The sequence below is a fragment of the Lacisediminihabitans profunda genome, assembly GCF_008040105.1.
Lineage (GTDB): Bacteria > Actinomycetota > Actinomycetes > Actinomycetales > Microbacteriaceae > Lacisediminihabitans > Lacisediminihabitans profunda.
This window is the reverse complement of the sequence record NZ_VRMG01000012.1, coordinates 23,316-37,358: the sequence shown is the minus strand read 5'-3', so window position 1 is coordinate 37,358 and position 14,043 is coordinate 23,316. Positions and strand designations below refer to the sequence as shown.

Annotated in this window: 14 protein-coding genes; 6 read left to right on the top strand and 8 right to left on the bottom strand. The window is 69.8% G+C overall.

Annotated elements, in window-relative coordinates:
* Nucleotides 1-544 precede the first annotated feature (544 nt).
* Nucleotides 545-1,132: a hypothetical protein gene (locus FVP33_RS16810; RefSeq protein ID WP_147784854.1), complete on the top strand. Its 588-nt coding sequence runs from the start codon at nt 545-547 to the stop codon at nt 1,130-1,132.
* 89 nt (nt 1,133-1,221) lie between these two features.
* Here FVP33_RS16810 and FVP33_RS16805 read toward each other — a convergent pair whose 3' ends face one another.
* The 4 genes from FVP33_RS16805 to FVP33_RS16790 are packed head-to-tail and all read right to left on the bottom strand — an operon-like array spanning nt 1,222 to nt 4,186.
* Nucleotides 1,222-2,142, bottom strand: a complete 921-nt coding sequence (locus FVP33_RS16805) for an oxidoreductase (protein ID WP_147784853.1) — start codon at nt 2,140-2,142, stop codon at nt 1,222-1,224.
* Nucleotides 2,139-2,459 (bottom strand): chorismate mutase, encoded by a 321-nt coding sequence (locus FVP33_RS16800; protein ID WP_147784852.1) that lies wholly within the window; start codon nt 2,457-2,459, stop codon nt 2,139-2,141. Before FVP33_RS16800 ends, FVP33_RS16805 begins: the two co-directional genes overlap by 4 nt.
* A gap of 45 nt (nt 2,460-2,504) precedes the next feature.
* A complete protein-coding gene (locus FVP33_RS16795) occupies nt 2,505-3,467 on the bottom strand; it encodes a DMT family transporter (protein WP_246142389.1) in 963 nt (320 codons plus the stop codon).
* A complete protein-coding gene (locus FVP33_RS16790) occupies nt 3,374-4,186 on the bottom strand; it encodes a GNAT family N-acetyltransferase (protein WP_147784851.1) in 813 nt (270 codons plus the stop codon). Before FVP33_RS16790 ends, FVP33_RS16795 begins: the two co-directional genes overlap by 94 nt.
* Nucleotides 4,187-4,226: 40 nt before the next feature.
* On the opposite strand from FVP33_RS16790, the gene FVP33_RS16785 reads away from it, so the two are divergent.
* On the top strand, nt 4,227-4,835 hold the full coding sequence (locus tag FVP33_RS16785) for a maleylpyruvate isomerase family mycothiol-dependent enzyme (protein ID WP_187270775.1): 609 nt from the start codon (nt 4,227-4,229) through the stop codon (nt 4,833-4,835).
* 42 nt (nt 4,836-4,877) lie between these two features.
* On the opposite strand, the gene FVP33_RS16780 is transcribed toward FVP33_RS16785, so the two are convergent.
* Nucleotides 4,878-6,164, bottom strand: coding sequence for an adenylosuccinate synthase (locus tag FVP33_RS16780; protein WP_147784849.1), 1,287 nt, complete (start codon nt 6,162-6,164; stop codon nt 4,878-4,880).
* Between the two features lie 110 nt (nt 6,165-6,274).
* On the opposite strand from FVP33_RS16780, the gene FVP33_RS16775 reads away from it, so the two are divergent.
* From FVP33_RS16775 to FVP33_RS16765, 3 genes are read left to right on the top strand one after another with little or no spacing between them, the layout of a single operon-like run.
* Nucleotides 6,275-6,913, top strand: a complete 639-nt coding sequence (locus FVP33_RS16775; RefSeq protein WP_147784848.1) for a TetR/AcrR family transcriptional regulator — start codon at nt 6,275-6,277, stop codon at nt 6,911-6,913.
* Nucleotides 6,913-7,551, top strand: a complete 639-nt coding sequence (locus FVP33_RS16770; RefSeq protein ID WP_147784847.1) for a hypothetical protein — start codon at nt 6,913-6,915, stop codon at nt 7,549-7,551. The genes FVP33_RS16775 and FVP33_RS16770 overlap by 1 nt, the downstream gene beginning before the upstream one ends.
* Nucleotides 7,548-9,434 carry a YhgE/Pip family protein gene (locus tag FVP33_RS16765; RefSeq protein WP_147784846.1) on the top strand — a complete coding sequence of 629 codons (1,887 nt, stop codon included), beginning with the start codon at nt 7,548-7,550 and terminating at the stop codon, nt 9,432-9,434. Before FVP33_RS16770 ends, FVP33_RS16765 begins: the two co-directional genes overlap by 4 nt.
* Nucleotides 9,435-9,453: 19 nt before the next feature.
* On the opposite strand, the gene FVP33_RS16760 is transcribed toward FVP33_RS16765, so the two are convergent.
* Nucleotides 9,454-10,089, bottom strand: coding sequence for a TrmH family RNA methyltransferase (locus FVP33_RS16760; RefSeq protein WP_147784845.1), 636 nt, complete (start codon nt 10,087-10,089; stop codon nt 9,454-9,456).
* A 267-nt stretch (nt 10,090-10,356) separates the two neighbouring features.
* Entirely contained in the window at nt 10,357-11,280 is a 924-nt protein-coding gene (locus tag FVP33_RS16755; RefSeq protein WP_147784844.1) for an AEC family transporter, read from the bottom strand.
* 73 nt (nt 11,281-11,353) lie between these two features.
* On the opposite strand from FVP33_RS16755, the gene FVP33_RS16750 reads away from it, so the two are divergent.
* Nucleotides 11,354-12,154 carry an HAD-IIA family hydrolase gene (locus FVP33_RS16750; RefSeq protein WP_147784843.1) on the top strand — a complete coding sequence of 267 codons (801 nt, stop codon included), beginning with the start codon at nt 11,354-11,356 and terminating at the stop codon, nt 12,152-12,154.
* 47 nt (nt 12,155-12,201) lie between these two features.
* Here FVP33_RS16750 and FVP33_RS19605 read toward each other — a convergent pair whose 3' ends face one another.
* Nucleotides 12,202-14,043, bottom strand: a complete 1,842-nt coding sequence (locus tag FVP33_RS19605; protein ID WP_187270774.1) for a hypothetical protein — start codon at nt 14,041-14,043, stop codon at nt 12,202-12,204.

Here is a 14,043-nt window from a genome sequence, read left to right as displayed (position 1 = left end):
TCCCCGGGAACTACAACTAGCCCGCTCCCCTCCCGCCCACCCCATCCCGTCCCTCCCGCGCGCCCCACTCGACCGTCACTAACTGCTCTCCCATCGCCGTGGGCGAGCAGTTAGTGACGGTCGATTCGGGGCTGGGGATGATTTCTGCGGCGATCCGACGGATGGAGCACCCTACGGGGATGCCCAGACACCGCGCGCTGCCCACCCCACTCCACACTCGCCCGTTCGCCATTGCCGAGGCCGTCGGCCTTGGCGTGGGTGTGGGTCGCCTTCGGGGCGCGGATCTGTCGCGACCATTTCGCGCCGTGCGCAGCGCGCATGCCGCGGCCCCCGACATCCCGTCCCTGGCCCGTTCATATGCACCGATCATGCCGCCCGATCAATACTTCAGCCATTGGACCACGGCCGCGCTTCTCGGGCTGCGGATGCCGGAGGGAGCGACCGCCGCCGGTCTCGATGTCTCGGTCAGCCATCCATCCCGCGCCCCGCGACTGCGAGGGGTGCGGGGACACGAACTGCTCCCCACCCCCCGCGACTGCGAGGGGTGCGGGGACACGAACTGCTCCCCACCACGCACATCGTGACTCTGCCGGGTGGTCTCCGTGTCAGCTGCGCCGTGGACACCTGGTGCCAACTGGCCCGCTACCTTCGTGTCGACGACCTCATCGTGATGGGCGACGGACTCGTGTGCCGGACCAACCCGGTCGCGACGATGGACGAACTCGTTGCCGCCGTGGCGGCGTGGGGTCACCGTCCGGGAGTCGCGGCCCTTCGGGAGGCCCTTCCCGACATTCGCGTGCGCACCGACTCCGCCCGGGAGACGATGTTGCGCCTCGTCGTCGTGCGGGCCGGCTTTCCCGAGCCGATCGTGAATTTCGAGGTGCGCAATCGCTTCGGCGCAATCCTGGGGCTCGCCGATCTGGCCTTCCCGGAGTTTCGCGTGCTCCTCGAGTACGACGGTGGCCAGCATCGCGACGATGAGAAGCAGTTCCACCGGGATGTCGAGCGACTGGACGACTTCATGGAGGAGAAGTGGCGCGTCATCCGGGTCAACAAGGAACTGATGGCGAGGCGCAGGACTCTCCTGGAGAAGGTACGCACCGCTCTCACGGAGGCCGGCTGGCGCGGCTGATCCACCCTTCCCCCGACTCAACCGTCACCAACTGCTCGCCCAGCAGCGCCAGCCAGCACTTAGTGACGGACGAGTGGCCAGGAGGGTGCTCAGACCGGGAAGGTCTGCCCGACGAGCCGCTCCGACTCGGTCCAGAGGGCGGCGCCGAGCGCCGGGTCGTGGCTCGCCGGCGCCGGCCTGCCCACGCGGGGCTGCCCGCTGAGCCCACCGCGCGGGCCCCAGTACTGTCCGCCCACGGCGCCCGGATCCGTGGCCGCGCGCACCGCCGGCCAGGCCGCGGTGTGTTTCCCGCCGCCCACGAAGAACATGATCTTGGCGAGGATGCGCTGCCCTCGCGTCGGTTCCATGACTCCGAGTCGCGCGGGCGTGTTGCCGTCCTGGCCGCCTCCGGGATGCGCGACGAGGGCGCTGACCGGGCTCCCGGCGGCCCTCAGCCGGCGGTCGAGTTCGAACCCGAAGGCCTGCGTGGCGTGCTTGGACTGCCCGTAGGCCGCCCAGGCCGAGAACGCGCGTGCGCTCTGCAGGTCGTCGAGCCGGATGCCGGTGAGCCGGGTGGCTCCGCTGCCCATGGTGACGACCCGGCTGCCCGGGGTTCTCTCGAGCGTGGGGTAGAGCAGCGCGGTGAGCAGGAAGTGTCCGAGGTGGTTGGTGCCGAACATGAGTTCGTTGCCGTCGACGGTGAGTTGCCGTGACTTGCTCGGCATGATCGCGCCGGCGTTCTCGATGAGCGCGTCGATGCGGTCGAGCCCGGAGAGCTCGGCGGCGGCCGCTCGCACCGAGTCGAGCGAGGCGAGATCGAGGTGCACGGCGCTGACCTCCGCACGCGGATACCGGGAGAGGATGGACGCGATGGCCGCCGACGCCCTGCCCGGATTGCGGGCAGCGATCACCACCCGGCCGCCGGCCCCGGCAAGCTGTTCGGCGATGAAATATCCGATTCCGGCATTGCCGCCCGTGACGACGAAGGTCTTCCCGGCCTGCGAGGGGATGGCGCGGGGATCCCAGGTCATTCGGAGTGGGTGGCGACGGCGCCGGTGCTGGCGATCTGCTCGTGCTGGTGGATGACCTCCGCGATGATGAAGTTGAGGAACTTCTCTCCGAAGGCCGGGTCGAGATGGGACTCGACGGCGAGAGCCTTGAGCTTCTGGATCTGCTGCCGTTCGCGATCCGGATCGGCGGGCGGCAGTCCGCTCGTCGCCTTGAGCCTGCCCACCTGCTGGGTGAATTTGAATCGTTCGGCGAGCAGGTGCACGAGTGCGGCATCGACATTGTCGATGCTCTGGCGGAGGCTCAGGAGCTGGGCCGATGGGTCGAGTTCGTCTGCCATACCTCGAGGTTACCGCCGCGGCCGCCGCACGCCGAGCGGCCCGCGCTACGGACCGTCGGCGACGCCGAGGTCGGGAGACACCGGAAGCACCGCCGGCTGTCGTCGTGGGCGGAGGATGCGCCCCTGCGCGAGCAGGATTCCGGCCAGCACGATCGCGGCACCCACCGGCTCATTCCAGGAGAGGGACTCCCCGAGCACCGCTACACCGAGCACGACGCCGACGACCGGGATCACGTAGGTCACCGTGGACTGCCCGGTCGGTCCCCAGGCGCGCAGTACGTTGACACTCCAGAGGTAGGCGACCCCGGTGCCGAGTGCACCGAGAAGGAGCACACAGAGCACGATCAGGGGATCGAGCCGCACCGGCCCGATGGCCAGGAACGGGGTGAGCAGCAGCATGATCGCGGCCGAGGTGCCGACGTTCATGAAGGCGACCGTCGTTCCGGGGATCGGGCGGTGGCTGACGAACTTGCGAAGATAGCCGATCGCGAAGCCGTAGGACGTGGCGGCGATGAGACACGCGATCTGGCCCGCGAGGTTGCCGGTGAGCGCGGCGTACCGCCACGGGCCGATGATGAGCAGCACGCCCAGGATGCCGGCAACGACACCGGCGACCTGTCCGGCCGCGAGCCTTTCCACCCGGAATACGAGGGTGGCCATCAGCGCCGTGGCGATGGGGGTGAGCGAGTTGTAGATCGAGCCGAGGCTCGACGACACGTATTGCTCGGCCCAGGCGAAAAGCAGGTGCGGGATCACCGCGTTGGTGAGGGCGATCACCACGAAGTGCAGCCAGACGACCCGGTCCCTCGGCAGCCGCTGCCGCAGCACGATCATGACGATGCCGAGCGTGATCGCACCGAGGATCTCCCGGCTCCAGGCGAGCTGCCCGAACGAGATGCCCCTCAGGGCGACCTTCATGAAGAGGAAGCTCGAGCCCCAGATGAGCCCCATCGCCACAAACTGGGCGACGACGACGGCCTGCCGCTGTCCAGAACGCTTCGTGTCCACTCGGCCGAGACTACTGCCAGCCCACGACCTACGCTGTCGCCCGGCTGCGGAAGAGCACTGGCCGGTCGCCGTAGCCGGCGAGTCCGGCTGCGGAAGAGCACTGGCCGGTCGCCGTAGCCGGCGAGTCGCTGCTCCAGCAGTGCCTTCACCCGTGGCCAGTCGTCGACAATCACCGAATACAGCGCGCTGTCGCGCCACGTGCCGTCTGCCCGAAGCCGGTCGCGCCGCAGCACCCCTTCGAAGGTCGCGCCGATGCCCGCGATCGCCGCCCGTGAACGCTCGTTGAGCGCATCCGCCTGAATCAGCACCCGGCCGAATCCGCTGTCGAACGCGGTGCCGAGCAGCAGGAGCTTCGCCTCCGCATTCACGGCCGTGCCCCACACCCGCGGGTCGTAGGCCGTCCAGCCGATGTGGGTGGCCTCCCGCGCCAGGTCGAAATCGGTGAGGGTGGTCGTGCCCACGAGCTCACCGTCGTGCGGGCCGCCGACGACGAACACGGCGAACGGATTGCCCTTCTCCCAGTCGAAGTACGTCTCCGCCCACTCGATGAAGCCGTCGACCGTGTCCCGGTAGGCGGCTGGACCGCCGCCGAAGCCACCGGCGAAGATGATCGGATGCCCGATCGCCGCGAACAGGGCAGGAAGATGCTCGCGCCGCAGCGGCTCGAGTCGCACGAATCGCCCGACGATGGGAGCGGGTCTGGGGCGTGTCGCTGTCACGATGCCCAGTCTGGCAGGGGTCGGTGCCACGATGGTAACCGTGACCAGCGCATCCCTCTTTTCGCGATCGGCCGAGTCGTTCATCGGCATTCTCCGGGAGATCACGCCGGGACAGTGGGACCAGCCCGGGCTCGGGTCCTGGACCGTACGCAGCCTGGCCGGGCACACGGCTCGGGCGATTCTCACCGTGGAGAACTACCTCTCCCAGGAGGAGCCGGGCGACGTGACGATCCCCTCTGCCGCCGAGTACTACACCAGCGTGTACGCCCAGTTCACGGATGACGCGGCCGTCGCCGCGCGCGGTGTCGAGGCCGGCGAGTGGCTGGGCGACGACCCCGTCGGCCAGGTTTCCGCCGCTCTCGGTCGCACGCGTGCCCTGATCGAGTCCCAGCCGGCCAATCGAATCGTCTCGATCGGGGGCATGGGAATCCTGCTCACCGAGTACCTCCGCACCCGCATCTTCGAGCTCGTGGTGCACTCGATCGACCTGTCCCGAGCCACCGGCCTCCCCCATCGTCTCCCGCCGGCAGCCATCGCGGACGCCGTATCCCTCGCCTCGTCGACGGCCGCCCTGCGCGGCGACGGCGAGATCCTGCTGCTGGCCCTCACCGGTCGCGGCCCGCTCCCCGAGGGCTTCAGCGTCGTCTGAGCGGCCGGAGCAGTCGAAAGGCCCCAGCCACGGACCCCGTCCTCAGCCGAGGAGGTCGTGCCGAACAATGATGGCGTCGCGGCCGGGGCCGACGCCGATCGCCGAGATGCGCGATCCGCTCATCGCCTCGATCGCGAGCACGTAGGACTGCGCCGTCGCCGGCAGGTCCTCGAACTCCCGCACCGAGGTGATGTCCTCGGTCCAGCCGGGGAACTCCTCGTAGATCGGCACGGCGTGGTGGAAGTCCGATTGCGACACCGGCACCTCCTCCACGCGCTTGCCGTCGACCTCGTAGGCGACACAGACCGGGATGGTCGCAAGGCCGGTGAGCACGTCGAGCTTCGTCATGACGAAGTCCGTGACGCCGTTGATGCGCGCCGAGTACCGGGCGATCGGGGCGTCGTACCAGCCGGTGCGACGCGGGCGGCCGGTCGTGGTGCCGAACTCGAAGCCGGCCGAGCGCAGGAACTCGCCGGACTCGTCGAACAGCTCGGTGGGGAACGGACCGGCGCCGACGCGGGTCGTGTACGCCTTGACGATGCCGATGACCCGCTCGATGCGTCCGGGGCCGATGCCCGACCCGGTCGAGGCGCCGCCGGCGGTCGAGTTGCTCGAGGTGACGAACGGGTAGGTGCCATGGTCCACGTCGAGCATGGTGGCCTGACCGCCCTCGAAGAGCACCGTCTTGCCGGCGTCCAGGGCGAGGTTGAGCTCGAGGCCGGTATCGGCCACCATCGGACGCAGTCGCTCGGCGTAGGAGAGCAGGTTCGCGACGATCTCGTCGGCCGAAATGGCCCGGCGGTTGTAGACCTTCACGAGCAAATGGTTCTTCTGGTCGAGGGCCGCCTCGACCTTCTGGCGCAGGATGTTCTCGTCGAACAGGTCCTGGATTCGGATGCCCACCCGGTTGATCTTGTCGGCGTAGGCCGGTCCGATCCCGCGACCGGTGGTCCCGATCTGCTTCTTGCCGAGGAATCGCTCGGTGACCTTATCGAGGGTGCGGTGGTAGTGGGTGATGATGTGCGCGTTGGCGCTCACCCGCAGCCTCGAGACATCCACCCCACGGGCGGTGAGCGCCTCGAGCTCGTGGAACAGCACCTCGATGTCGATCACCACGCCGTTGGAGATGACCGGGATGACTCCCTCGGTGAGGATTCCGGACGGCAGGAGGTGCAGCGCGTACTTCTGGTTGCCGATCACGACGGTGTGGCCGGCGTTGTTGCCGCCGTTGAACTTGACGACGTAGTCGATGCGGCTTCCGAGCAGGTCGGTCGCCTTGCCCTTGCCCTCGTCGCCCCACTGGGCTCCGATGATCACGATTGCTGGCACGAAGGGGTCCTTCTCAGTTTGGTGGGAATTACACCCCATTCTATCGAGACACTCGGCCGGGTCCGACAATAACTTGCACAGTGTTGTGAAAGTTATTAGGCTTGCTACTCGTGTCCACCACTCCTTCAGCCCGCGCGCCACGCCGCGACGCCACCGAAAACCGCGAGGCTATCCTCGCCGCGGCCAAGATCGTGCTCAACCGCGACCCCAAGGCCCCCCTCGAGGCCATCGCCGCCGCGTCCGGCCTCAGCCGCCGATCCATCTATGCCCACTTCGCCAACCGGGACGACCTGCTGCGCGAACTGGTGAGCCTCGGCGCACTGCGGGTGGCCAGCGCCCTCGACACCGTGACGCACCCCGACCCGCTCACCCGGCTCGCACTCATCGCGTCGCGCCTGTGGCACGAGGTGGAGAGCGTGCGCGTCATGGCCGTACTCGCCGTGCGCGGTCCGCTCGCCTCGGACACCGGCACCGCCTTGCGCTCCGTGCGGTCCAGCGTGCGCGAGGCGATCTCCGACGGGCGCGCAGACGGCTCCATTCGCCAGGACGTGCCCGTCGACCTGCTCGCCCGGCTCGTGGAGGGTGCCGCCCTCGGCGTGCTCGAGGAGGCCGCACGCACTCCGCTGCCCGCCGAGGAGGGCCACCGGCTCGTGATCCTGATGACCCTCGGCGCGGTCGGTCTCGGCTGGCGCGAGGCCGGGAACTTCATCGACGAGCGGCCGGACCTCCAGTGGAAGGATGCCGACTGATGCTCGTCGCCCTCGAGCAGGCCGCGATCGGCAGCGGCCTCGGCGCCGCCGTGCCTCCGCTCAGTCTCGCCGTCGGCCCCGGTGTGCCGAATGCCATCCCCGTCGAATCCGACGAGCGTCCGATGCTCGTCTCGATGCTCCTCGCCGGGCGGATCCGCCCGGACTCCGGGCGCGTACTCGTGCACGGCGCCGACCATCCCGACCGGCTTCGACGGGGCAGCGCCCTCGTCGACACCCCGGTCGTGGCGGAGCCGGGCGCCGACATCGCGCTCATCACGATCGTGGCCGAGGAACTCGCGTTCGCCTCAGCGCCCAGCTCACGGCGGCGGGCGCGGATGTTCCTCAGCGACCACGGGCTGCTCGACTACGCGAAGCTGCCGGTGCGGGCGCTCCCCTCCGCCGCTCGCATCCGGGTCTTCAGCGAACTCGCCGTGCTGCGCCCGGGGGTATCGGCGATCGTCGTGACCTCCCCCGAGCGCCACGGCGGCGAGCCGACCGGCTGGTACGGTCCGCTCGCCGAGATCGCCGCCAGGGGCATTACCGTCAGCATCGTGACAGACCAGGCCACCGCCGACATCCTCGTCGACCTCGGCGCCACCGACCCGTTTCACACCGACCCGTTGCAGGTGCTCTCATGACCATCCCTGTTCTCGTTCGCGCGGAGTTCGCGCGCCTCACCGCCAGCCGCATCGGAATCGCCGCGCTCGTCGCGCTGATGACCGTGCCGCTCGTCTACGGCGGCCTCTACCTCTGGGGCAACCAGGATCCGTACTCCAACCTCGACAAAGTTCCGGCGGCTCTCGTTGTGCAGGACACCGGAACCACCGTCGACGGCACCCCCACCAACTACGGCCGGAAGGCCGCCGAGAGCCTCCTCGACGGCAAGAAGTTCGGCTGGGTCGAGGTGTCGAGCGCCCAGGCCGCGACCGGCGTGAAGAACGGCCGGTACGACTTCGGCCTCACCTTTCCCGCCGACTTCTCCACGAGACTCGCGTCCGCCTCCGGCGACGAGCCGGTCTCGGCGGCCCTGAAACTCACCACCGACGACACCAACAGCTACCTCAGCACCACCATCGCCAAGCAGGCCGCCGAGGCGGTGCGCGTGGAGATCGCGAAGCAGGTGGGCTCCGCGGCCTCGATCACCCTCCTCAACGCGGTCGGCTCCATCCGGGATGGTCTCGTGAAGGCGGATGACGGCGCCGTGTCCCTCGCCTCCGGCGCCGCCAGCGCGGCGGCCGGTGCGGCATCCCTCGCCTCGGGAAGCGCCACGCTCTCGTCCGGGGCGACCAGGCTCTCGACCGGCCTGCACCAACTCGACGCGAAGACCGCCGCGCTGCCGTCGTCGGCCGCGCAACTGAGCGCCGGGGCATCGAGCCTCGCCGGGAAGCTGTCCACGGCATCCTCCACCGCCGGAACCCTCGCCAGCAACACCTCGGCCGCCCAGACCGCGTACGCCAAGCTGGTCGCCGACGCCCAGGTGCCCGGAGCCGTTCTCGACCCGCAGGTGCTCGCCGACATCCAGGCCCTCGGCACGCCGGTGGGGACTGCCAACGCCTACGCGGGCGGGCTCGCCGCGCCGACCGGTCTGCCCGCGGCCGCGGCCGGAGCCGCCCAGGTCGCCGCCGGGGCATCCGCCCTCAGCGCCTCGGCGCCCGCGCTCGCCTCGGCGGTGCACTCCGCGGCCGGCGGGGCCTCGAGCCTCGCGGGCGGGGCGGCGACGGCGTCGACCGGGGCATCCGATCTCTCGACCGGGGTCGCGCAACTCGCCGCCGGCTCGAAGACGCTGAGCGACTCGCTCACGGATGCCGTGGGCAAGATTCCGCAGACGACCGCGGCGGAGCGGGCCGCCACCTCCAATCTCATCGCCAACCCGGTGCAGGTGAACCAGGATGCCATCACCCAGGCGAAGAACTACGGCGCGGGTCTCGCGCCGTTCTTCCTCAGCCTCGCCTCCTGGATCGGCATCTACGCGCTCTTCCTGCTGGTGCGGCCGCTCTCCCGCCGGGCGCTCACGGCGGTGCGCCGGCCCATCCGCACGACCCTCGCGGGCTGGCTCACGCCGGCGCTGCTCGGCGTCGTGCAGATGGTGGCGCTGTTCGCGCTCGTCACCCTCGCGCTGCACCTCCCCGTGGCCAACCCGGTCGGCATGGTCGCCTTCATGGCCTTCGTCGCCATGACCTTTGCGGCGATCGTGCTCGCGCTCAACGTGCTGCTCGGCAGCGTCGGCCAGTTTCTCGCGCTCGTCTTCATGGTGGTGCAGCTCGTGACCGCCGGCGGCACCTTCCCGTGGCAGACCCTGCCGGCACCGCTCGCCGCGCTGCACCAGGCGCTGCCGATGAGCCACGCGGTAGACGGCATCCGGCAGCTCATGTACGGCGGTACGGGAGGCGACCTCTGGTCTGCCTTCCTGCCGCTGGCCGCCTGGTTCGTCGGGTCACTCGCGCTCTCGGTGCTCGGAGCACGCAAGCAGGGGCGCTTCCGCACCCTGCGGCAGCTGCGCCCGTCGCCGATCGGGGCGTAGGGCGGGCCTGCTCGCGCCCCTAGAACGTCACGTGCTGGGTGATCCAGGCGTGCATCGCGACGGCCGCCGCGGCAGACGCGTTGATGCTGCGGGTGCTTCCGAACTGACTGATCTCCACGACCGAGCCGGCCGCGGCGAGCGCCTCGGCGCTGAGACCGGGTCCCTCCTGGCCGAAGAGCAGCACGCACGCCTCCGGAAAGTCGAAGGTCTCGATGGCGACCGACCCGGGCACGTTGTCGATCGCGATTACCGGGAGCGCGGCATCCTGCGCCCAGCGAGCAAACTCGGCGACGTCGGTGTGGTAGCGCACGTGCTGGTAGCGGTCGGTGACCATCGCACCGCGCTTGTTCCAGCGCTTGCGGCCGATGATGTGCACGGTGTCCGCCGCGAACGCGTTGGCGCTGCGCACGATCGAGCCGATGTTCATGTCGTGCTGCCAGTTCTCGATGGCGACGTGGAACGGATGCCGCGTGAGGTCGAGGTCCGCAACGATCGCCTCCATGCGCCAGTAGCGGTACCGGTCGATCACGTTGCGCGAGTCGCCCTTGGCGAGCAGCTCCGGATCGTAAAACTCGTCCGTCGGCGGTTCGCCCTTCCAGGGTCCGACGCCCTGGGTGGTGAGTTCGACGCTCGGGTCGGGGGTCTGTTCAGGCACCCCTCGAGGGTACCCGGCATCCGCCGGCCTGCGCCGGCATGCTCGCGTGGGGCGATTGTGCCCCTGTGTCGCGATCGTGCCCGCTCGATCGGCACCAATCACGTCGAACGGGCACAGTCACCGGATGCCGCACCCGGCCCAATTGCCCGGCCCAATTGCACCCGGCCCAATTGCACTCGGCCCAATTGCACTCGGCCGTCACTAACTGCTCGCCGGTGCCGCCCAGCGAGCAGTTGGTGACGGTTGAGTCGGGAGGGGGGACGCGGCTCAGTGCCCGAGCAGCGCCGCGACGATCACCAGCACGGGGATCGACCCGACGGTCGTGATGAACACCGAGTCCCTGGCGAGGATCTCGCCCTCGCCGTAACGCTGGGCGTAGTTGAACACGTTCTGCGCAGCCGGCAACGCGGCGAGGGCGACGACCACGAAGAGCCTCTGGCCGGCCAGACCGAAGAGGAAGTGGCCAACGGCCCACGCCACCACCGGCATCACGGCGAGCTTGAGTGCGCTCGCGAGCAGCACATCCCGCCGCCCGCTCCCCGCCTGCAACAGCTTCTGGCCGTGCAGCGACATGCCGAAGGCGAGAAGCACCACGGGCACCGCGGCACCGCCGAGAAGCACGAACGGCTGAAGCACCGGCGCCGGCAGGTGCACCCGCGTCACGGCGAACAGCAGTCCGAGCGCCGATCCGATGATCAACGGGTTGGTGAGCGGCTTCAGCACGACACTGCGCACCGACGCCCTGCCCGTGGTCTGGATGTCGAGGATCGTCAGCGCGATCGGCGTGAACACGAGAAGCTGCAACAGCACGACCGGGGCGGAGTATGCGGCGCTTCCGAGCACGTACACGGCGACGGGGATGCCGATGTTGTTGGCGTTGACGTAACCGGACGCGAGCGACCCGATCACGACATCCGCGGCTCCACGACGCCAGATCAGCCGGGCGACCACAAAATAGACCGCGAAGCACACCAGGGCGGCGATCAGCGACACGAGCAGGAGCGAGGAGAACAGCTCGGACACCTGCGCCCTCTCGAGCACCGTGAACAACAGGCACGGCGAAAGCACGAAGAAGACGACCCGGTTGAGCACGAAACCGGCGTGCGGCCCGAGGATTCCGAGGCGGCCGACCAGGTACCCGACGAAGATGATGGACGCGATGATCGCGAAGCCGATCAGTACACCCGACACCGCTTCACCCCCGCAACTCCTTCAGCGTAGCGGAGGCAATGAGTTCGAAATCTGCGCCCGCTACCATGGCCCCATGAGCAATCGCGGCGATATCGAGTGCTGGCTGACCGACATGGACGGCGTGCTTGTGCACGAAAACCACCCGCTGCCGGGCGCGGCGGCCCTCCTCCAGCAGTGGCGCGACCAGGGCAAACCCTTCCTCGTTCTCACCAACAATTCGATCTTCACCCCTCGGGATCTCAGCGCGCGCCTGAAGGCGTCCGGGCTGGATGTGCCGGAGCAGTTCCTCTGGACGTCCGCCCTCGCGACGGCCGACTTTCTCAAGTCGCAGATGCCCGGCGGCTCCGCCTTCGTCATCGGCGAGGCCGGGATCACCACCGCCCTGCACGAGGCCGGCTTCGTGATGACCGAGAGCGACCCCGACTACGTGGTAGTGGGCGAGACCCGCAATTATTCGTTCGACGCGATCACCAAGGCCATCCGTCTCATCGTGAATGGGGCCCGCTTCATCGTGACCAACCCGGATGCGACCGGCCCGAGCGCGGACGGCCCCATGCCGGCGACGGGAGCCATCGCCGCCCTCATCACCAAGGCCACCGGCAAGGAGCCGTACGTGGTGGGCAAGCCGAACCCGATGATGTTCCGCTCGGCGATGAACAAGATCGGCGCGCACTCCGAGAACACGGGGATGATCGGCGACCGCATGGACACCGACATCGTCGCGGGAATCGAGGCCGGGCTGCACACGATCCTCGTGCTCACCGGCATCAGCGACCAGGCCGAGATCGAGCGGTACCCGTTCCGGCCGGACGAGATCCTGGGCGGCGTCGCCGACCTTCTCGAGCCGGAGCCGATCGAGGTCGACATCGACTGAACGCGGATCGCGGAACGCTCAGCGGGTCGCGACCGTGCAGCGCCGAGTTACCCGCCGGCCAGGCTCCCGGTGAGCGGCTCGCCAGACGACCGGTTCACGAAACAGAAGTAGTCGTGCTGGCCGCCCGCCCACTCCTTCGCATTCGCGGCGTATGACGCCTGGATCTGGATGTCGCTGAAGGCCCCGGCCACCGAGAGGTTGATCACTCCGGCGGCGGTGCACAGAAGGTTGATCTGCGACTTGAGTGCCTCGGCTCCCGGGTAGTCGGAGACCGCCGCACCGGTGGCTTTCGGCGCTGGGCTGGCCGTCGCCGCTGGAGCAGCCGTCGCCGGGAAGGTGCCACGACGCACCATTTGGGCCGGATGCGGAGCGGCGCAGTCGACGACCGTGAACTTCTCCGCCCAGGGCGAGGTGAACGGGTCGAGGCATTCCCCGCCGCGGAGCTGATCCCACTTGTGCTCGCCGACGGCCGCGGGCCCGGCCGCCACCGTCGGTGTCGGCGTGGGAGTCGGAGTGGGGCTCGGACTCGCCGAGACGGCGACTACCGGCGCGTTGCCGACCAGACCGGGGAGCTTGGTGCCAGCCAGGAACAGCACGATCAGGGCGAGCAGCGCGACGACACCGCCGGCGGACCACAGAAGAATCCGCTGATTGCGTGAGATCGGCTCTCCGGCCGCGCGGCGCGGCCGGGCAGGGGCGGCGATCGTCGCGTCGGCCGGCATCGCCGAAGCGGCTGGCATCGCCGGAGCGGCCGGCATAGCCGGAGCGGCGATCGTCGATTCGGTGCCGAGCGCGGGGATGCCGGGCTGGCCGAGGAGCAGCGTCGCATCGGTACCGGGCGCAACGTCGGCACCCAGCGCCGTGACTCCGGCGCCGGCGCCGAAGATCCTCCCCGGAACGAACGGACTCGCCACCGTGGGCGCGGGCTCGATGAGCGCGGGCGGCTCGGCCACCACATCCTCCGCGTCGGGCGACCTGGGCGCCCACGGCACGCCGAAGGGCAGCGTCGGGATGAGGGACTCGTCCTCGTATTCCTTGAACTGGTCCTGGCCGAAGAGGGTGTCGATTCCCGAGTCGCCCGTTGCCGCACCGTCGGTTCCGGCGCCGTCAGGGGACAGCTCGCTCGCGTCAACGCGTTCGGGAGCCAGCTCGGTCGCCGGCAGTTCCGGTGTCGTCGTCTCCCACGGCAGTGCAACCGTGGGCGGCTCGCCGTGCGAGTGCGGGGCACCGCCGAGTGCGGCATCGATGGCGACGGGTTCCGGTTCGAGAGCGGCAGGTCCGGGAGCCGAGCGGCCCGGAGCGACGAACCCGGAGGCGACGGGGCCCGGCGGGAACTCGGGAGAGGGCCAGGGCGACGGCGGCACCGGTTCGACCGGGGTCTCGGGAACGGGCGGGGTCTCGGGGAACACCGGGGTCTCGGGGAACACCGGGGTCTCGGGGAAGACCGGGGTCTCGGGAAGGGGCGGGATCTCGGGAGCCGGCGGGGCGGGGGTGGTCTCGGGAGCCGGCGGCATCGGGGCGGGCGGCGGAGCGGGCGGGAAGGTGGACGGGGCGGGCCGCGGCTCGACGGGCGGCGGCATGACGGGTGGCGCTCTCGGAGGCTCGACGGGCGGTGTCGGCGGCTCGACGGGCGGTGTCGGCGCGGGCTGAACGGAAGGCGCCGGCTCGGCTGCGGCGGACGGAGTCTCGCCGACCGTCGGCGTGAGCCCCCAGCGGAATCCGCCAGCGGAGGCGGCCGCGTCGGGCTCGGTTGCCCCGGACCCGGGCGCGCGCGGTGGCCACGCGGCCTTGTCGTCCGGCTGCCTCTTCTCTGGCGCCTTGTTCAGCTTGTCGGAGAACCAGTCGAGCGGGTCGTCATGGGCGTCCTCGCCGGTGGGTTCGTCGCTCAT